The sequence below is a fragment of the Nonomuraea sp. NPDC002799 genome, assembly GCF_053592075.1.
On record NZ_JBSFVA010000015.1, the window covers coordinates 16,319 to 35,447 of the forward strand.

Here is a 19,129-nt window from a genome sequence, read left to right on the forward strand (position 1 = left end):
TGAAGTGTGAGCGAACAGTACCTTCCGGCGGAGACGGCCCGATGAGCCGCACGAGGGCCCGTGTCTCCGCCCCTGACCAGGCCTGTGTCGCCGCGGTCGATCTGGCCCGCGCCGCGGCCGCTGAGCTCGCGCGTCCAGGTCAGCCCGGCGAGCACCTCGGTTACGAGGGCGAGGGCGACCGGATCGTCACCCACTACTTCGGCTGCCTCGACCGCGCCTACCGCGGCTGGCGGTGGGCCGTCACCGTCACGCGTGCCTCGCGCGCGAAGAACGTCACGGTCTGCGAGGTCGTCCTGCTCCCCGGCGCCGGCGCGCTGCTCGCGCCCGAATGGCTGCCGTGGAGCGAGCGACTGCGCCCAGGCGACCTTGGCGTGGGCGACCTGCTCCCCACCCCGGAGGACGACGACCGGCTGGCGCCGGGTTTCACCGAAACGGACGACGACGCCGACCACCAGGCGATTTTCGAGTACGGCCTGGGCCGGGCACGTGTGCTCTCGGCCGATGGCAAGGACCAGGCTGCCAGACGCTGGCATTCGGGCGAGCACGGGCCGCATACACCGATCGCACACGCCGCACCCGCGCAGTGCTCCACCTGCGGCTTCTACTGGCTGCTCGCGGGTGGGCTGCGGCAGATGTTCGGAGTCTGCTCTAACGAGTACGCGCCGGACGACGGCAAGGTCGTCGCCGCCGACCACGGCTGCGGTGCCCACTCCGAGGCCGCGGTCCAGCCGCCGCCCATGGAGCAGGCCATTCCCATTCTCGACGACCTGGGTTATGACCTGATGGAGGAGGAGGCGGGCTCGGTCGACGAATCCGCCTCGGAGGAGCTCGGGCACTCCTGACGCGAGGTGCCGGCCCGGATCCCGTGCCGGCACTCCGGGGTGGCGGGCCAAGGAGCGGCGCTCCGGGGTGGCCGACCAACAAGCGGCGCTCCGGGGTGGCAGGCCGAGGAGCGGCGCTCCTGTCGGTCCGGGCCGCTAACCTACCCAGGCCCCCTACCTCCAATCAGGATCGTGATCGATGACCGACACCTACGGCACTGACCGGATGCGAGCCGCGGTCCTGTCCGCATGGACCGCCTCGCCCGCCAGGTTCCGCGAAGACGCCAACGCCGAAGAGGACTTCGCGCTCGGCGGCTACCGCGACCGGCTGATCGTCGAGCTCGCCCAGAACGCCGCCGACGCGGCCCTGCGGGCGGGTGTGCCAGGGGTGCTGCGGCTGACGCTCCAGGGCGACGTGCTGCTGGCCGCCAACACCGGTGCCGCCCTCGACGCCACGGGCGTGGAGGGCCTGTCGACGCTGCGCGTCTCCGGCAAGCGGGCCGAGATCGGCGCGGCGGGCCGGTTCGGCGTGGGGTTCGCGGCGGTGGTGTCGGTCTGCGACGCGCCGTCCGTCGGCTCGCGCGGGCACGGCGCGGTGCGCTGGTCCCGTACGGAGACCGCGGCCCTGGTCGCCGAGACCCCCGCGCTCGCTGGCGAGCTCGCCGACCGCTCGGGGCACGTTCCGCTGCTGCGGCTGCCCTTCGACGCGCCACCCATGGTCGACGTGCCCCAGGGGTTCGACACGCTCGTCCGCCTGCCGCTGCGTGACCAGGCCAGCGTGGCCGCCGTCCGGCACATGCTGGCCGAGACCAGCCCCGCGCTGCTGCTCGGCCTGCCCGCGCTGGAGGCCATCGAGATCGAGCTCGACGGGTCCCTGCGCACCGTGGTCGCCGACGGCTGGCACGTGGTCTCGGAGTCGGGGGAGTTCACCGCCAAGGAGGTCGCCGAGCTCTTCGCCGACCGGCCCACCGAGGAGCGCGCCCGCCCGTTCTGGTCCCTGCGCTGGGCGGTGCCCCTCACCGGCACCGGCGAGCCCGGGCCGCTGCCCGCCACGGTGCCGCCCGCCGTGCACGCGCCCACGCCCAGCGACGAGCCGCTCGACCTGCCCGCACTGCTGATCGCCTCCTTCCCGATGGCCACCGACCGGCGCCACGTCGCCAAGGGGCGGCTCACCGACTTCCTGGTCGAGCGGGTGGCCGACGCCTACGTCCGGCTGCTGCGGGAGTTGCCGCGCACGTCCAAGCTGCTCGACCTGGTGCCCTCCCTCATGGGCAAGGGCGAGCTCGACGCCCGCATCCGCCGCGCCGTGCTGGCCCGGCTGCCCGCCACGCCGCTGCTGCCCGCGCTGTCCGCGCCCGCCCCGGTCGTGCAGACCCCGTCGTTCGCCGACGCGCCGGTCTACGAGCCCGACGCGCGGTGGGCGGTCGAGCAGCCGGCGCCCGATCCCGACGGCGACGGCTGGGTGGTCGCCGGCCGGGAGGCGGCCGTGATCGTCTCCGGCGGCGCGGAGCTGCTGTCCGCGGTCGCCGGCTTCGTGCCCGGCCTGCTGCCCGCCGGATGGCCCGCCAGGCATCCCGCCATGGCCTCACTGGGCGTGCGCAAGGTCGAGCTGGCCGACGTGGTCGATCTGCTCTCCGGCGACGCCGTGGAGGCGCGGGAGCCGTCGTGGTGGCGCTCGGTCTACGAGGTCCTGCCCGCCGACGACCCCGAGTCGCTGGGCGCGCTGCCGGTGCCCCTCACGGACGGCCGGCTGGTGCGCGGGCCGCGCGGCACGCTCATCCTGACCGACGGCGGCGCCGACCTCGACCTGGCGCCGCTCGGGCTGCGCATCGTGCACCCCGACGCCGCCCACCCCGCGCTGCTGCGCCTGGGCGCGGCCGAGGCCACGCCCAGGACGATCCTCGAAGATCCGCTGACCAAGGCCGCCGTCGCACAGTCGCTCGACAACCCCGAGCCCGAGCCGGTGGCGCGGGCCGTCCTGTCCCTCGTGGCAGCGGCCGGGCTGGCGCCCGGCGAGGCGCCGTGGCTGGCCGAGCTGGCGCTGCGCGGCACCGACGGCGAGCTCTACCCGGCGGGTGAGCTCATGCTGGCCGACGGTGCGCTGGCCGGGCTGCTGGAGTCCGGCGCGCAGCTCGGCGTGGCCGCCGCCGAGCTGGTGGAGACGTTCGGCGCGCGGGTGCTCGCCGCGGTGGGCGTGCTCGACGGGTTCGCCGTCGTGCTGGAGTCCGACGTGCTGCTCGACCAGGACGACTGCGACCACGATCTCGACGGCGAGGACGAGTGGCTGGAGCACGTGCTCGACCTGCTGCCCGACCTCGACGTGCCGCCGCTGGTGCCGGAGTTCGCGGCGGTGCGCGACCTGGAGCTGGTCGCCGAATGGCCGGCCGCGCTGACGCTGCTGACCCGGCCGCCGCTGCGGGCCGCCCTCCATCCGCTGCGCGTGGACGGCGTGGAAGTGCCGTCCTACACCGCGTGGTGGCTGGCCAACCATTCCGTGCTCGACGGCCGCAAGCCGCTGGAGCTGCGGCTTCCGGGCGCCGACCCGCTGCTTCAGGGCCTCTACGACGACGCGCCCACCGGCCTCGACGAGCCCGCGCTGTCGATGCTCGGCGTGCGCACCACGCTGGCCGACCTGCTCGCCTCCCACGGCGGGCCGGAGGAGCTGCTCGATCTGCTGGCCGACCCGTCGATCACGGTCGACCGGGCCCAGTTGCGTGCGCTGTGGGTGGCGCTGGCGGGCGTCGATCCGTCGCGGGTGGCGCCGCCGTCGCGGGTGCGGGCCGTGCGGCAGGGCGTCATCGTGGTGGCGGCGGCCGCGGACGCCGTGGTGGTGGAGGCGCCCGACCTGCTGCAGCTCGTGGTGGACCGGCCTTTGGTGCTGGCCCCCTACGACCTGGCCGAGGCGCTGTCCGAGCTGCTCGACCTGCCGCTGGCGGGGGAGCTGGCCGTGGGCGAGGTGACCTCGCAGGGCGCCGTGCGCGAGGTGCCCGCGCAGGTGGCCGCGCTGCTGCCCACCGCGCCCGCCACCTATGTGGAGCACGAAAAGCTCCTGGTCGACGGGGTGGAGTGCACGTGGCGGTTCTTCGAGGGGGCGGTGCACTGCACGGGCGCCGACGGGCTGGCCCGGGGGCTGGCGTGGGCGACGGGGCAGTGGAACGACCGGCTCGCGGTGGCCGCCCTGCTCCGTGACCCGGAGTCGGTGCCGCTGCTGCTGGCCGAGGCCGACCTGTCCTGATCCAGCCGATGTCCCGGCCGGGTGGGTGCACACGGCCGGGACGGTGGCGGTGGGGTCAGGGGGCGGTGGTCAGGGGGCGCAGGTGCTGTTCGCGGCGGGCACCGTGCCGTCGAGCAGATAGGCGTCCACCAGCTTCATGACGCACGCGTTGCCGCTCAGATACGCGCCATGGCCCTCACCCTCGTAGGTGACCAGGACGCCCGTCTTGAGCTGCTGCGTGAGCTTCGTCGCCCACTGGTACGGCGTGGCGGGGTCGCCCTTGCCCCCGATGACCACGATGGGGCCCGAGCCGGTGGCGTCGATGTGCTTGGCCGTGTCGTCCCCCGGCACGGGCCAGTGGGCGCAGGTCCCGCCCGCCGTTCCCTCCGCCGCCAGGATGGGGAAGATCTTCTCCACCTGCTCGTTGGTCTTGGCGGTGTCGGCGGCCGTGGGACGTTCGGCGTTGTCGGCGCAGCTGATGGCCTGCGAGCTGGTCATCATCGTCGTGTACGTCCCGTCCGGCCGGCGGCCGGTGTAGGCGTCGGCCAGGGCCAGGAGCTGGGTGCCGTCGCCCTTGATCGCCGCGGCCGCGGCCTGTTCGAGCATGGGCCAGGTCGACTTGGCGTAGAGGGGGGTGATGACGGCCAGTTGCGCCAGCCCGTACGTGAGCTCGCGCTCCCCGACCTTGATCGGCTTCGTCTTCAGCCCGTCGAGCAGCTTCTCCACGGTCTTCTCGACGGTGGCCGGGTCGGCCCCGAGCTCGCAGCTCAGCGCCACGCAGTTCTTGGCGAACGCCTCGAAGGCCCCGTCGAAGCCCGTCGACTGGATCACCGCCCGCTCCTCGAACGTGACCGTGGGATCGAAGGCGCCGTCCAGGACGAAGCGGCCGACGTTCTTGGGGAACTGCGTGGCGTACACCGCCCCGAGGTGGGTGCCGTAGGAGAAGCCGAGGTAGTTGAGCCGGTCGTCGCCGAGCGCGGCCCGCAGGAGGTCGAGGTCCTTGGCGGCGCTCACGGTGCCGACGTACGGCAGGACCTTGCCCGAGTCCTGCCGGCACGCCTGCGCGAACTCCTCGGCCAGCTTGTCCCCGTCCTCCTCGACCCCGGCGGCGATGAGTTTTTCGAGCTCGCCGCCGCACTTGACGCCGGAGCTGCGCTCGACGCCGCGCGGATCGAAGCTGACCAGGTCGTAGCTGCCGCCCAGGCTGCTGAACGCCTTGGCGGCCACGGCCAGCGTGTCCACACCTGAGGCGCCGGGCCCGCCGAAGTTGAAGACCAGCGAGCCGGCGCGGTCGCCGGTGGCCTTGACCCGGATGAGGGCGAGGTCGATCTTCTCGCCGCCGGGCTTGGCGTAGTCGAGCGGGACCTGGATTCTGCCGCACTCCACTCCGGGGCCGGGGTCGGCCGGCCTGCCGTCCTGGCCCGTCACATCGGTGCACTTGCTCCAGGCGATCGTCCCCGCGGGCGCGGTGGCCGACGAGCCGGCGGGCGGGGCGGCCGTGCCGCAGGCGGTGAGGACCGCCGCGCCAAGAAGGACTGTCACGATGGGCTTCTTCATGCCGTCCAGCATGCTGGAGCGGGCATGGGCCGATGTAGTGGGGGGAAACACCACTAACGGGTGACTTCGGCGAAGCGCCGAAGATGATGAATGTCAGCTCGTACGGAGTATGCCGGTCACTTGTCCTTGGGCCGGACGAGCCACATGCCGAGCAGCCCGAAGACCACCCCGGTCGCGCAGGTCCAGATCAGCCACGTGTGCTCCGGCGCGGGCCGGAAGATCAGCAGGACGACGAGGGCGACGGCCCACACGGCGGTCCCCACGGCGACGGCCTTGGTGTCGTTGGTCTTGATCGGCTCCGGATCGGGATGCCACTGGCGCTGCTGCACGTGTCCAGCCTAGCTTCCAATCGGGTCTCGATCTCATCACTGGCCCTTCTCCGCACTTCACCACGACTGTCACTCTTCGCGTCGTGAGTGACACACGTAACGCTTTAGATCGTTTCTTCCACATCTCCGCACGAGGTTCCACGCTCTCCCGTGAGGTGCGGGGCGGCCTGGCCACGTTCTTCACCATGGCCTACATCGTGGTGCTGAACCCGATCATCATTGCCAACGGCACGGACGTGCAGAAGCAGGTCATCGGCGACGGCACGACGCCCAACGTGGCGCTCGTGGCGGCCGGGACCGCGTTCCTGGCCGGCATCCTGACGATCCTCATGGGCGTCGTCGCCAGAGTTCCGTTCGCGATGGCGGCCGGCCTGGGCCTGAACGCCTTCGTCACCTTCAACATCGCCTCCGTGATGACCTGGGAGGCGGCCATGGGCCTGGTCTTCCTCGAAGGTGTCATCATCGCCGTCCTGGTGCTCACCGGGCTCAGAACAGCGGTCTTCCACGCCATCCCGGCCCAGCTCAAGACGGCCATCAGCGTGGGCATCGGCCTGTTCATCGCGTTGATCGGCTTCGTGGACGCCGGGTTCGTGCGTCGCGTGCCCGCCGGGCCGCCGCTGGAGATGGGCATCGGCGGCACTCTCACGTCGTGGCCGATCTTCGTGTTCGTCGTGGGGCTGCTCGCCACGGCCGTGATGGTGGCGCGCAAGGTCAAGGGCGCCATCCTGATCGGCATCGTCGGAACCACCGTGCTGGCGATCATCATCGAGCTCGTCACCAAGTCGGGCGCCTTCTCGGCCGAGAACCCCGGCGGCTGGCAGGGCAACGCGCCCACCCTGCCCGAGCAGATCATCGGGTTCCACAACCCCCTGACGCTGTTCGCGGAGTTCGATCCGTTCGGCGCCTTCAGCCAGGTCTCGGTGCTGCTCGCCGTGCTGCTGGTGTTCACGCTGCTCATCACGGACTTCTTCGACACCATGGGCACGATCGTGGGCGTCGGCCGCCAGGCGAACCTGGTGGCGGAGGACGGGACGCTGCCGCGTACCAGGGAGATCCTGCTCGTCGACTCGATCGGCGCGGCGGCGGGCGGCGCGGGCTCCGTCTCCTCCAACACCACCTACATCGAGTCGGCGGCCGGCGTCGGGGAGGGCGCGCGCACCGGTCTGGCCAGCGTGGTCACCGGCCTGCTCTTCCTGGTGGCGATCTTCTTCGCGCCGCTCGTCACGGTCGTCCCGTACGAGGCCGCGGCCCCCGCGCTGGTCGTCGTCGGCTTCCTCATGATGACCGCCATCCGCGACATAGACTGGAACGAGTACGAGATCGCCATTCCGGCGTTCCTCACCATCGTGATCATGCCTTTCACCTACTCGATCTCGAACGGCATCGGCGCCGGCTTCATCAGCTACGTGCTGATCAAGATCGTTCGAGGCAAGGCCCGCGAGGTGCATCCGCTGTTGTGGGGCGTCACCGCGCTGTTCGTGCTCTATTTCGCCATCGGTCCGATCCGGGCCCTGTTCGGAATCTGACGGAACACCACGCCGTCGAGGCCGTCCCGCACCCGCGTGGGGCGGCTTCGCGGTATCAAGGTGTGAGACACCAGATGTGGGGAAATATCCCGCCTTCGCGTATAGTTAGCAAAGGTAATGACTCATGCTAACCAAACCCCAGCCCAAGATGGACCTGCGCGGCGACGCAGGCCTGGCTTCAGCGTTGCGCGTCTCGATGGCAAGGCTGACCAGGCGGCTACGACGTCAGGCGGCGGCGCACTCGCTGACTCCCACGCAGTTCGCGACGCTCGCCGCGGTGGAACGGCATTCCGGGATAACCCCCGGCGAATTGGCCGAGCTAGAGAAGGTGCAACCACCCTCGATGACGCGCGTGATCGCGGGTCTCGAGGAACGCGGCCTTCTCGCGCGCAGCCCGCATCCGACCGACCGGCGCCAGGTGACCGTGACCGTGACCGAGGCCGCCGAGAAGTTGCTGAAGGAGGAGCGCCGCCGCAAGGAGGCGTGGCTGACACAGCAGCTGAAGGAGCTCTCTCCCGAGGAGAAGTCGATCCTGCGGCAGGCGGCGCCGATCCTGGAGAAGCTCAGCAGGATCTAGAACCTGAAGAACCCAGGACCGGGATGTTCCGGTCACTCAGGGTGCACAACTATCGCATGTTCGCAGCCGGGGGCATCGTCTCCAACGTGGGCACCTGGCTGCAGCGCACCGCCCAGGACTGGCTGGTGCTCGACCTGACCCACGGCAGCGCGGCGGCACTCGGCTGGGCGACCGCGCTGCAGTTCCTGCCGATGTTGTTGTTCGGGATGTTCGGCGGAGTGCTCGCCGACCGCTATCCCAAGCGGCCGATCCTCATCGCCGCCCAGAGCCTGATGGCGGGGCTGGCGCTGACCATCGGCGTGCTCACCATGACGGGCTCGGCCCAGGTCTGGCACGTGTACGTGATGGCGTTCCTGCTCGGCATCATCTCCTGCGTGGAGGTGCCGACCCGGCAGGCGTTCGTGGTCGAGATGGTGGGCCGGCAGGACCTGCCGAACGCGATCGCACTCAACAGCTCCATCTTCAACCTGGCCCGCGTGGTCGGCCCGGCGCTCGCCGGCGTGCTGATCTTCGTGCTCGGCGGGACGGGGCCGATCTTCCTGATCAACGCGCTGACCTTCGGCGGCGTCATCTCCAGCCTGGTCTTCATGCGCAAGGCCGAGCTGAACACCGCCGCGCCCATCCCCCGGGCCAAGGGCCAGCTCCGCGAGGGGCTCCGCTACGTGATCGAGCGCGAAGAGCTCCTCATGCCGGTGCTGCTGATCGGGTTCGTGTCGATGTTCTCGCAGTCGTTCTCGATGTCGATCGCGCTGATGGCGCGGGAGGTCTTCAAGGCGGGGGCGTCGTCGTTCGGGCTGGCCTCCAGCATGTTCGCGGTGGGCGCGCTCGGCGGGGCGCTGCTCGCGGCCAGGCGGGCCCGGCTGACGCGCAAACTGCTGTTCACCGGCGCGCTCGGGTTCGGGGTGTTCCAGATCGCCACCGGGCTGGCGCCGTTCTACCCCGCCTACCTGCTGCTGCTGATTCCCACGGGAGTAGCGCTGATCACCATCAACACGGCGGCCAACGCCAGTGTGCAGATCGCCACCTCTCCCGACATGCGGGGGCGGGTCATGGGGATCTACATGCTGGTCTTCACCGGCGGGGCGCCATTGGGGGCGCCGCTGATCGGGTGGTTGTCCGAGCTGGGCGGGCCGCGGGCGGGCGTGGTCCTGTCCGGGGTGATGGTGCTGATCGGCACCGGGCTGTCGGTGCTGCTGACGCGGCTGATCAGGTCCCGCGTCAACCGGCCGGCGCTCGCCATGGCCTGACAGAATCAGGTGGCATGAGGCTTTTCGCGGCGCTGGTGCCGCCCGACGAGGTGCTGGACGAGATCGCCCATGTGATCGCGCCGCACGTCGGGCAGGTGCCGGGGCTGCGCTGGCCGGACCGGGCCACCTGGCACATCACGCTCGCCTTCTTCGGCGAGGTGCCCGAGCAGGCGCTGCCCGAGCTCGACGTGCGCCTGGCCCGCGCCGTACACCGCTACAGCGTCGTCGACCTGGCCTTCTCCGGCTTCGGGGCCTTCTCGTCCGCGCGCCGCGCCAGGGTCTTCTGGGCGGGCGTCACGGGTGACTCCATGGTCCGGCTGGCGGACTCGGTCAAGGCGGGCGCGCGGCGGGCCGGTGCCGGTCAGACGGATGACAAACGTTTCCATCCGCATCTCACGGTGGCCCGCGCCAAGGCCGAGACCGACCTCCGGCCGCTGGTGGAGTCGCTGGCCGGGTTCAGCGGCTCGCCGTGGCGGGCGGAGCGGGTCCGGCTTGTCCGCAGTCACACCGGGCCCCAGGTGAGGTACGAGTCACTCGCCGAATGGGCGCTGGCACCCGCCGGGCAGGGCTAGGCTCCAGGGCGTGGATCGTCCTCGCTCCTGGTTGCTGCCCATCGTGCTCGGCCTGCTGCTGCTGATCGTCGTGTTCGGCGCCCTGCTGACCTGAGCCCGGCCCTGCCGTCGCAGAGCCGGGCCCGATGGCGTACGTCGGCACCCGAGGGTTACCAGGCGTAGTCCTCCGGCGCGGTGCGGTGGCCGGGGAAGATCTCGTCGAGGCGGGCCAGGGCGGCGGCGTCGAGGTCGATCTCCAGGGTGCGCAGGCTGCCTTCGAGCTGCTCCATGGTGCGCGGGCCGATGATCGGAGCGGTGACCGCCCGCTGCTTGAGCAGCCAGGCCAGGGACACGTTGGCCGGGTCCTCGCCCAGCTCGTCGCAGAACTTCTCGTACTGCTCGATCTTGTCGCGGTGCTTGTCCAGCTCCTTGAGCATGTTCTCGTTGGCCGAGCGGCCCTTGTCGATCTTGCGCAGCACGCCGCCGAGCAGGCCGCCGGCCAGCGGGCTCCACGGGATCACGCCGATGCCGTAGTCCTCGCAGGCGGGCAGCAGCTCCAGCTCCACCGCGCGGGTGAGCAGGTTGTAGTGGGACTGCTCGCTGACCAGGCCGGTGAAGTTGCGCCTGGCGGCCGTCTCCTGGGCCTTGGCGATGTGCCAGCCCGCGAAGTTGGACGAGCCGACATAGATGATCTTGCCCTGCTGGCGCAGGACCTCCATGGCCTCCCAGAACTCGTCGAACGGGGTGTTCCGGTCGACGTGGTGGGCCTGGTAGATGTCGATGTAGTCGGTCTGCATGCGCTTCAGTGAGGCGTCGCAGGCCCGGCGGATGTTGAGGGCGGACAGCTTGCCCTCATTGGGCCAGTCGCCCATGTCGCCATAGAGCTTGGTGGCGATGACCGTCTTCTCCCGGCGGCCGCCGCCCTGGGCGAACCACCGGCCGAGGATGTTCTCGGTGATGCCCTCGCCCTTCTTCCAGCCGTAGACGTTGGCCGAGTCGAAGAAGTTGATGCCCAGCTCATGGGCCCTGTCCATGATCGCGAAGGAGTCTTCCTCCGAGGTCAGCGGGCCGAAGTTCATGGTGCCGAGACAGAGCGGGCTCACTCGCAGGCCGCTGCGTCCAAGGTTGACGTATTCCATGCTTCCAACCCTAAAGACCTGGAGTGCGCTCCAGGCCATAGGGTCATTTCATGATCTCCGGCAAAGCCGCCATCTGCCGTCGCCCGGTTGCCGGTCCTGGCCGCCGCGCCCGTGGCCAGGACCTGGGGGATCACCGGGGTCCCGGCGGGCCGCCGGCGCTGCTCCAGGGCGCCGGCCACCCACAACGCCAGGTGAGCGTGCTTACGGGGTCACGTCAGAAGCCCGGGAGTGAGAGGTCGCCGGCCCAGGCCCGGTAGGTGTACGACGTGAGCGTGCGCACCTGTCCGGTGCCCACCTCGATCCCGTACGTCACCTCGCCCAGCGTCGGGACGTCGTCGATCTTGCGGCGACGCGGGTCGTTTCGCACCATGTCGGAGACCGTCACCTCCGAAGCGCTCTGCCAGCCGCCCATCCGCATGGTCTTGAACCCCTTGGGGGCGTCCCGGAATCTGACCCTGTGCACTTCCTCGCCAGTGGTCACGTCGACGGTCACCACCGTGTCGTAGTTCTTGGTCACCATGTTGTCGCCGTCCGTCTTCGCGCCGTCGAGATAGGCCATGACGTGCCCGTCCGGAGACAACTGGCCGTAGGCGCGGGGCTCCCCGGCCGCCTTGACCACCACGCGCACCTTTCCCTCGTCGAGGACACCCAGCCGGTCGCGCTCGTCGCGGACCACGATCGGGCCGCCGCCACGGCCCACCGCATGCGCCCACCAGCCCGCCGGGACCTCGGTGACCCGGCCCGTCTCCATGTCCACGACGGCGTTCGGCACGTCGATCCCCGACATGCCGAGGAAGCGGCCGTCGGGGGAGAGCTGCAGCATCCCGCCGCCCTTCAGCATCGCCGCTCGCGGGACGGTCTGCGGAGTCAGCCAGATCCGGCCGTCGGCCAGGTCCCGGACCGCGAACCGCTGGTCCTTCTCGCTGTAGTACGCGACCCGCCGCCCGTCCGACGAGATCACCAGGGGCGCGGCGGTGTTCATGTAGTTGTCGGGGCTCTGGTCCGTGTACACGCTCAACGCTTCCGGCATCCTGAAGCTCTGGCCGGTACGGGTCACCAGCCGCCACTGCACGCACTCCTCGCCGGCGAACGTCCCGGTGTTCTTCCGGTAGTCCCACCGCTTTCCGCACCAGTCGTAATAGGCGTAGGCGGCGGGATCCACGCCGGAGACGGGCAGCACGTCGGCGATCCTGCCGGTGGTCGTCACACCGGACGGCCCGGCCAGGACCAAGGTGCTGAGGGCCAGCGCGACCAGCGTCGCCACCACGGACCCGAGCGTCGCGCTCCGCTGCCGGCGTGCCCCGCGCAGGGCCCGCTCGGCCAGGTCGACCTCGGGCGCCTGGGCGGCGAGCAGACGCAGCTCATCACGGAATCCGGTCATCGGGAGACCTCCTCGGGCTCGACGTCGTGGAGCAGGCCGGCCAATTCGGGCGCGAGAGCGCGCAGGCGGCCGAGCGCGTGGCTGGTCTGGCTCTTGACCGTGCCCGGTGAGCAGCCGAGCAGGCCGGCGGTCTCGTCGACGCTGCGATCCTCGTAGAACCGCAGCACGAGCACCGCCCGCTGGCGCGGCGTCAGGCGCAGCAGAGCCTGCCGCAGCGCCATGCGGCGCAGGCTCTCGTCCCCAGGGTCGGGGTGCGCCCAGGTCTCCGGCGGCGACGCGGTCAGCGTCTCCACGCGCCTGCGCCGCCGCCACGAGATGTGCTCGTTGACGAGGGCCTTGCGCACGTAGGCCTCGGGGTTGCCGCTGTCGGCCAGCTTCCTCCAGTGCCTGGCCGTTCGCATGAAGACGGTTTGCAGCAGGTCCTCGGCCTGCGGGGCATCGCCTGTGAGCAGGTACGCGGTACGCATCAGCGCTTGCTGGCGCTCCCGTACGAACTCCAGGAAGCCCTCATATGGGTCCATGCCACTCCTTCCACCCGGTAAGAACGCGGGCCGGGGCGGCGGCGTTGGAAGGCGGGCCGGGCGGGCGGTGGTTGGGGCATGATGGCGGAGTGGGGGATGTCGTGTTTCGGGTGCTCGCCGCGATGGTGGCGACCTGCTTTCTGACCGCGGTTCCCGCCTACGCGGCGGATGACGGGACGGAGAAGCTTTTCACGTTCAAGGATCCGGAGATCACGGAGTCCAGCGGGCTGGCCGCGTCGCCGACGCTCGACGGCGTCTACTACACGCACAACGACAGCGCCGCCGCGCCGACGTTCTACGCGGTCGACGGCGGCGGCCGGACGAAGGCCACCTACCAGGTGCGGGGCGCCCAGGCCCGGGACTGGGAGGCCATGGCGGCGACCAAGGATCCGCGGACGGGGCGCGGGGTGCTCTGGTTCGCCGACATCGGGGACAATCTGGACGGGGCCTGGCCGGACATCTCCGTCTATCGGGTGATGGAGCCGCGGACGCTCGGCGACGCCACGCTGTCGGCCACGCGCTACCGCTTCCGCTACGCCGACGGCGGCCGCAACGCCGAAGGCATCATGATCAACCCCAAGACCGGCCGCCTGTACGTGGTGTCCAAGGAGTTCGCCGGCTCGGTCTACGCGGCGCCCAAGAAGCTCCGCACCGACCGGACGAACATCCTGCGCAAGATCGGCACCGCGCCCATCATGGCCACGGACGCCGCCTACGCCCCCGACGGCTCCTCGTACGTCATCCGGACCTACTTCTCGGCCACCCTCTACCGGCCCACGGGCGAGACGATCACCAAGGTGTCGATGCCGGAGCTGAAGCAGGCGGAGTCGATCGCCTACACGCCCGACGGCCGGGCGCTCCTGGCGGGCACGGAGGGGCCGCGCAGCCCCGTCTACCGCGTCCCGATCCCCGCGAGCGCCCAGCCCGCCACTCCCACCCCCACCCCCACGCCCAGCCCGGCGGCGGCCTCCAGGGACGACGACGGGTCGCCGTCACAGGCCGCCACGGACGCCGGCACGGGCGGGCTGACGGTCAGGGACATCCTCATCTGGCTCGCCGCCGCGGCGGCGGCCCTGGGCGTGATCACCTTCATCGCCCGGCGCACACGCTGACGCCTCGGGAGACGCCGGCGCATTCAGGAGTCGTCGCAACACTGTGACCGGCTTTTGGCAGCGGGAAATATGCACGCAGGGTAGTGGATCTATAACTCTGGGTAGTTAGGTCTCGGATCATTCAATCCCCCTGGAGGCGTACATGCGTCCCACCCGAGCACTCGCCCTCGCCCTGAGCGCCGCCGCCGCAGGCGCCCTGCTCGCCCTCACCCCCACGGCTGCCCAAGCCGACACCTATCGGCCGACCGACTACACCCACCATCTGCACGTGTGGTGCATGGCCCACGGCAATACCTACAAGACCAGCGGCGCCGTCAACGACTACACATGCAGGCTGGACTCGGGCATCCCGGGCTTTGATGCCATTTACCGCTTGTGGGTCAACTAACCCACAGCCCATCCCCACGCACCTCATGACAAACGGGGGGCGTGGAGTCATGCAAGTGCCCCGAGACCGCTCCTGATCAATCAACGAGCGGGCTCCATCGCCGCAGGCCGTTCGCGTTCTCATTGGAACCGCGGTGCCAGGGGCTGGCCGGGTCGCGGACGTAGGCGGGCATGTCAGCGGCGACGGAGGCCCCGCCGGTCGTCTGGCCGGCGGGGCCTCCTTGCTGCTGAAACCTTGCCGCCGGGTTCCCGGTCAGGGGTTCCGGCGCATGGTGGCGGTGAAGAGGTCTCCGCGCAGGGCGCGTTCGACGACCTCGATGGAGCGGGACAGGCGCACCAGGCGCGGCCCCTCCTGCCGGTAGGTGTCGAGCACCTCCTCGATGGCGTGCGGCGGCAGGTGTCCCTTCAGGTCCACCGCCGCCCCCCGGTAGCCCGCGCGGGCCGCCTCGACGGCGGAGGCGACGTGGTGGCGGGCCATGCTGGCCAGCGCCACCGGCTGCCGCCGGAGCACCTCGTACGCACGATAGTCCGGCGGGACCGCGTCGAGCAGCCAGGCCACCGCCGACGTCTCCCAGTCGGGAACGCTGGGTGGCCGGACTTCGGCGGGCCACTCGGGCGGGACGTACATAGTGACATCGTACTCATGTTCGATTCGTCCGGATATGGCGGGGACGGGGTGGTTGGCGGAAAATCGGGGTGTGACGGAGAAGATCGGGATCGTGGGGGCGGGCATCGTCGGGCTGGCGGTGGCGCGCGAGCTGGCCCGCGCCAGGGGCGCCGAAGTGACCGTGCTGGAGAAGGAGGGCCAGGTCGGCGCGCACCAGACCGGGCACAACAGCGGCGTCGTGCACGCCGGCATCTACTATCCGCCGGGCTCGCTCAAGGCCAGGTTGTGCCGTGAGGGCGTGGCGCTGCTCAAGGCGTACTGCGCGGCGCACGGCCTGCCGTACGAGGAGGTCGGCAAGCTGGTCGTGGCGAGCAGCCACGCCGAACGGCCCCGGCTGAGCGCGCTGGCCGAGCGGGCGCGCGCCAACGGGGTGCCGGGCATCGTCGAGCTCGACGGACCGGCGCTGCGCGAGATCGAGCCGCACGCGGTGGGCGTCGGCGCGATCCACTCGCCGCACACCGCGATCTGCGACTTCCCCGCCGTCGCCCGCCGGCTCGCGCAGGACGTGGCGGAGCTGGGCGGGTCCGTACGCCTGTCGCATCCGGTCCGGGCCATCAGGGAGCGTTCGGGCGGCGTTGAGGTGCTGGCGGGGCGGCGGAGGTTCGCCTTCGACCGCCTGGTGGTGTGCGGCGGGCTGCAGACCGACGCGGTGGCGAGAATGGCGGGGGAGCCGGGGGAGGTCAGGATCGTCCCGTTCCGGGGTGAGTACTACGCGCTCAGGGGCGCGGCCAGGGAGCTCGTGCGCGGGCTGATCTATCCGGTGCCCGATCCGCGCTACCCGTTCCTGGGGGTGCATCTGACGCGGCACATCGACGGTGAGGTGCTGGTGGGGCCGAACGCGGTGCTCGCGATGGCCTACGAAGGGTACAAATGGCGAAATATCGGAAATTTCGGGCAAATTCTTAGCTGGCCGGGAACATGGCGGATGGCCAGAGCGCACTGGCGTACCGGAATCAAGGAAGTCCACGGGTCCCTCGCGAAAGGCGCGTTCCTCCGCGCCGCCCGCCGCTACGTCCCCGAGCTCACCGCCGCCGACCTCGAACGCACCCACGGCGGGGTCCGTGCGCAGGCCGTGGCCAGGGATGGGAAGCTGGTCGACGACTTCGTGGTGGACGTGCACGGAAACGTGGTTCTGGTACGCAATGCGCCCTCTCCGGCCGCCACGTCGAGTCTGGCCATTGCCAGACACATTGCCGGAATTGTCCCAGCACTCGTCTAATGAGGGCATCCTTGGATGTGATGGAATCACGCCTGCTGATAGTCGAGGACGATCCGAACATCCTCGAACTCCTCGCCGCGAGCCTCAGGTTCGCGGGTTTCGACGTCACCACGGCCAAGAGCGGCCTGGACGCCGTCACGGCTGTGCAACGACACCGCCCCGACCTCGTCGTGCTCGACGTCATGCTGCCCGATCTGGATGGATTCGAGATCGTCAGGCGGATGCGCAGCGGCGGGTTGCACACGCCGGTGGTCTTCCTCACCGCCCGTGACGAGACCGAGGACAAGATCCGCGGTCTGACGATCGGCGGCGACGACTACGTGACCAAGCCGTTCAGCCTGGAGGAGGTGGTCGCCAGGATCCACGCGGTGCTCCGCCGGACGAGCGGGGAGGGTCAGGCGGCCCCGCCCCGCCTGACGTTCGCCGACATCGAGCTGGACGAGGAGAGCCACGAGGTGTGGCGCGGCGGCAACGCGGTGGCGCTGTCGCCGACCGAGTTCAAGCTCCTGCGTTACTTCATGACGAACGCCGGCCGCGTCCTGTCCAAGCCGCAGATCCTCGACCACGTCTGGGACTACGACTTCAGGGGCGAGGTGGGCATCGTGGAGTCGTACGTGTCCGTGTTGCGGCGGAAGATCGACAACCGTAGCCCGCGGCTCATCCACACCCTGCGCGGTGTCGGATACGTCCTCCGTCTGCCGCCGAGCCCCTAATGAGCGGTCTGCCGCTGAGGATCAAGCTCATGGCGTCGATGCTGGCGCTGCTCGGCTTCGGCATGACCTTCATCGGCCTGGTGAGCGTCTCGGTGTTGCACGGCTATCTCATCGACCGGGTGGACAGCCAGCTCCACCTGCTCAGCGCGCGCATGGACAAGAAGGTGAAAAGCGACTGGCGCAACGACAGGGCGACCGACGACCGGCCGATACTGATCGAGTCCGACGCCATCGCCCTCGTCAGGGAGCCGGGCGGCGGGTTCGTGCCGATGCTGAGCGACCGCGACGTCGACGCCAAGCCGAAGCCGGTGTTGTCGCCGTCGCCGGGCAAGGAGGTCTACACCGCCCCCGCGCTCCAGGGGGACGGCGAGTGGCGGGTGCTGGAGAGCATGGTCCAGCGGCGCACGCTCGTGGTCGCGGTGGACCTGGAGGAGGTCGACGCGATCACCCGGCGTCTCATCCTCATCGAGCTGCTGGGCGGCGGCGGCATCCTGCTCATCCTCGCGGTCGTGGGCGTCACGATCGTGCGCCGCAGCATGCGCCCGCTCGGCCAGATCGAGCGCACGGCCGAGGCCATCGCGGCGGGCGAGCTCGGCCGCCGGGTGCCCGACGGCGATCCCCGTACCGAGGTGGGCCGCCTGGCGGGGTCCCTGAACGGGATGCTCGCCCAGATCGAGACCGCCTTCGCCGCCAGATCCGCCTCCGAGGAGGCGGCCCGCCGCTCCGAGGACCGCATGCGCCAGTTCGTCGGCGACGCCTCCCACGAGCTGCGCACGCCGCTGACCTCCATCCGCGGCTTCGCCGAGTACGCCCGGCAGAACACCGGCGCCGACCCCGCCGAGCTGATGCAGCGCGTGGAGAAGGCGGCCGGGCGGATGAGCGTGCTGGTGGACGACCTGCTGCTGCTGGCCAGGGTGGATCAGCAACGACCGCTGCAGATGCGGCCGGTGGACATGCTGGCCCTGGCGGCGGACGCCGTACAGGATGCCCGGATCCTCGCGCCCGAGCGGGTGATCAAGCTGGACGTGGTCGGCGGCGCGGCCCTGATCGTCTCCGGCGACGAGGTACGCCTGCGCCAGGTCATCAGCAACCTCGTCACCAACGCGATCATCCACACCGAGGCCGGCTCGCCGATCGTCGTGCGCGCCGGAGCGGGCACCGACACGTTCTTCCTCGACGTCGCCGACCAGGGCCCCGGCCTCACCCCGGAGCAGCGCGAACACGTCTTCGAGCGCTTCTACCGCGCCGACTCCGCCAGGTCGCGCCGGCGCTCGGGCGAGGCCAGGGGCAGCGGGCTCGGCCTGTCCATCGTGCAGGCGCTCGTGCTGGCCCACGGCGGCACGGTGACCGTGGACAGCTCGCCGGAGGGCGGCTCCACCTTCCGCGTCGAACTCCCACTCGCCTTGGAGTGAGCCTTCAGCTAACCCTAAGCTCGCTGCGTCACTCTAAGTAGGTGACGAAACCCGAGGCGCTGATCATGGTGGTGGACGACGAGCCCAGCATCCGGGATCTGCTCTCCGCCAGCCTGCGCTTCTCCGGGTTCGAGGTGCTGACCGCCGCCGACGGCCAGGAGGCCGTGGAAGTGGCCGAGCGGACCTCTCCCGACCTGGTGGTGCTCGACGTCATGCTGCCCGACCTGGACGGGTTCGAGGTGGCCCGGCGGATCGGCGCGCCCGTGCTCTTCCTCACCGCCCGCGACGCCACCGAGGACAAGATCGCCGGGCTGCGGGTCGGGGACGACTACGTGACCAAGCCGTTCAGCCTGGAAGAGGTGCAGGCCAGGATCCGGGCGGTGTTGCGGCGCACCCGGGCCGAGGGCGCGCCCGCCAGCAAGCTGAAGGTGGCCGACCTGGAGCTCGACGAGGACGCCCGCGAGGTGTGGCGGGGCGGGCGGCAGGTACGCCTGTCGCCGACCGAGTTCAAGCTGCTGCACTACTTCATGGTCAACGCCGGGCGGGTGTTGTCGAAGGCCCAGATCCTCGACCACGTCTGGAACTACGACTTCGGCGGCGACGCCGGGGTGGTCGAGTCGTACGTCTCCTACCTCAGGCGCAAGGTCGACGACGTCGAGCCCCGGCTCATCCACACCCTGCGCAGCGTCGGCTACGTGCTGCGCGAGCCGCCCGCCGGCTAGGCGCGAAACGCCGCCGCGCGGGGTGGGCCGCTGG

General features: G+C 70.6%; 18 protein-coding genes. 12 read left to right on the forward strand and 6 right to left on the reverse strand.

Annotated features, from left to right (window positions below):
• Window positions 1–41: 41 nt before the first annotated feature.
• The gene (locus ACWD0F_RS25955; RefSeq protein WP_449879628.1) at window positions 42–842 is read left to right on the forward strand and encodes a DUF3027 domain-containing protein; all 801 of its coding nucleotides are present in this window, start codon (window positions 42–44) and stop codon (window positions 840–842) included.
• 178 nt (window positions 843–1,020) lie between these two features.
• Window positions 1,021–4,056, forward strand: coding sequence for a sacsin N-terminal ATP-binding-like domain-containing protein (locus ACWD0F_RS25960; protein WP_449879630.1), 3,036 nt, complete (start codon window positions 1,021–1,023; stop codon window positions 4,054–4,056).
• 69 nt (window positions 4,057–4,125) lie between these two features.
• On the opposite strand, the gene ACWD0F_RS25965 is transcribed toward ACWD0F_RS25960, so the two are convergent.
• Together ACWD0F_RS25965 and ACWD0F_RS25970 are read right to left on the reverse strand one after the other, a co-directional pair.
• On the reverse strand, window positions 4,126–5,577 hold the full coding sequence (locus ACWD0F_RS25965) for an alpha/beta hydrolase (protein WP_449879632.1): 1,452 nt from the start codon (window positions 5,575–5,577) through the stop codon (window positions 4,126–4,128).
• Window positions 5,578–5,708: 131 nt separating this feature from the next.
• Window positions 5,709–5,921 (reverse strand): DUF2530 domain-containing protein, encoded by a 213-nt coding sequence (locus ACWD0F_RS25970; RefSeq protein WP_449879634.1) that lies wholly within the window; start codon window positions 5,919–5,921, stop codon window positions 5,709–5,711.
• Window positions 5,922–6,004: 83 nt separating this feature from the next.
• Here ACWD0F_RS25970 and ACWD0F_RS25975 point away from each other — a divergent pair, with 83 nt between their 5' ends.
• The 4 genes from ACWD0F_RS25975 (at window position 6,005) to thpR (ending at window position 9,843) form a co-directional block, all read left to right on the forward strand.
• A complete protein-coding gene (locus tag ACWD0F_RS25975; RefSeq protein ID WP_449879636.1) occupies window positions 6,005–7,447 on the forward strand; it encodes an NCS2 family permease in 1,443 nt (480 codons plus the stop codon).
• A gap of 148 nt (window positions 7,448–7,595) precedes the next feature.
• A complete protein-coding gene (locus ACWD0F_RS25980) occupies window positions 7,596–8,024 on the forward strand; it encodes a MarR family winged helix-turn-helix transcriptional regulator (RefSeq protein ID WP_449879637.1) in 429 nt (142 codons plus the stop codon).
• 23 nt (window positions 8,025–8,047) lie between these two features.
• Window positions 8,048–9,271, forward strand: coding sequence for an MFS transporter (locus tag ACWD0F_RS25985; RefSeq protein ID WP_449879638.1), 1,224 nt, complete (start codon window positions 8,048–8,050; stop codon window positions 9,269–9,271).
• A 14-nt stretch (window positions 9,272–9,285) separates the two neighbouring features.
• Entirely contained in the window at window positions 9,286–9,843 is a 558-nt protein-coding gene (gene thpR, locus ACWD0F_RS25990; RefSeq protein WP_449879640.1) for an RNA 2',3'-cyclic phosphodiesterase, read from the forward strand.
• Window positions 9,844–9,992: 149 nt separating this feature from the next.
• On the opposite strand, the gene ACWD0F_RS25995 is transcribed toward thpR, so the two are convergent.
• The 3 genes from ACWD0F_RS25995 to ACWD0F_RS26005 form a co-directional block, all read right to left on the reverse strand.
• On the reverse strand, window positions 9,993–10,961 hold the full coding sequence (locus ACWD0F_RS25995) for an aldo/keto reductase (protein WP_449879642.1): 969 nt from the start codon (window positions 10,959–10,961) through the stop codon (window positions 9,993–9,995).
• A 214-nt stretch (window positions 10,962–11,175) separates the two neighbouring features.
• Complete coding sequence (locus ACWD0F_RS26000; protein ID WP_449879644.1) at window positions 11,176–12,342, reverse strand: hypothetical protein; 1,167 nt, start codon at window positions 12,340–12,342, stop codon at window positions 11,176–11,178.
• Complete coding sequence (locus ACWD0F_RS26005) at window positions 12,339–12,863, reverse strand: SigE family RNA polymerase sigma factor (RefSeq protein WP_449879646.1); 525 nt, start codon at window positions 12,861–12,863, stop codon at window positions 12,339–12,341. The genes ACWD0F_RS26000 and ACWD0F_RS26005 overlap by 4 nt, the downstream gene beginning before the upstream one ends.
• Before the next feature lie 89 nt (window positions 12,864–12,952).
• Here ACWD0F_RS26005 and ACWD0F_RS26010 point away from each other — a divergent pair, with 89 nt between their 5' ends.
• Both ACWD0F_RS26010 and ACWD0F_RS26015 read left to right on the forward strand, forming a co-directional pair.
• Window positions 12,953–13,975, forward strand: coding sequence for a hypothetical protein (locus ACWD0F_RS26010; protein WP_449879648.1), 1,023 nt, complete (start codon window positions 12,953–12,955; stop codon window positions 13,973–13,975).
• Between the two features lie 142 nt (window positions 13,976–14,117).
• Window positions 14,118–14,363 (forward strand): hypothetical protein, encoded by a 246-nt coding sequence (locus tag ACWD0F_RS26015; protein WP_449879650.1) that lies wholly within the window; start codon window positions 14,118–14,120, stop codon window positions 14,361–14,363.
• A 252-nt stretch (window positions 14,364–14,615) separates the two neighbouring features.
• Here the strand turns inward: ACWD0F_RS26015 and ACWD0F_RS26020 are convergent, their stop codons facing one another.
• Window positions 14,616–14,990: a hypothetical protein gene (locus tag ACWD0F_RS26020; protein WP_449879652.1), complete on the reverse strand. Its 375-nt coding sequence runs from the start codon at window positions 14,988–14,990 to the stop codon at window positions 14,616–14,618.
• Window positions 14,991–15,024: 34 nt separating this feature from the next.
• Here ACWD0F_RS26020 and lhgO point away from each other — a divergent pair, with 34 nt between their 5' ends.
• From lhgO to ACWD0F_RS26040, 4 genes are all read left to right on the forward strand, one after another.
• On the forward strand, window positions 15,025–16,248 hold the full coding sequence (gene lhgO / locus ACWD0F_RS26025) for an L-2-hydroxyglutarate oxidase (RefSeq protein WP_449879654.1): 1,224 nt from the start codon (window positions 15,025–15,027) through the stop codon (window positions 16,246–16,248).
• A gap of 20 nt (window positions 16,249–16,268) precedes the next feature.
• On the forward strand, window positions 16,269–16,961 hold the full coding sequence (locus ACWD0F_RS26030; RefSeq protein ID WP_449879656.1) for a response regulator transcription factor: 693 nt from the start codon (window positions 16,269–16,271) through the stop codon (window positions 16,959–16,961).
• A 29-nt stretch (window positions 16,962–16,990) separates the two neighbouring features.
• Window positions 16,991–18,373, forward strand: a complete 1,383-nt coding sequence (locus ACWD0F_RS26035) for a sensor histidine kinase (protein ID WP_449879658.1) — start codon at window positions 16,991–16,993, stop codon at window positions 18,371–18,373.
• 65 nt (window positions 18,374–18,438) lie between these two features.
• Window positions 18,439–19,095: a response regulator transcription factor gene (locus ACWD0F_RS26040; RefSeq protein WP_449879982.1), complete on the forward strand. Its 657-nt coding sequence runs from the start codon at window positions 18,439–18,441 to the stop codon at window positions 19,093–19,095.
• Window positions 19,096–19,129: the final 34 nt, after the last annotated feature.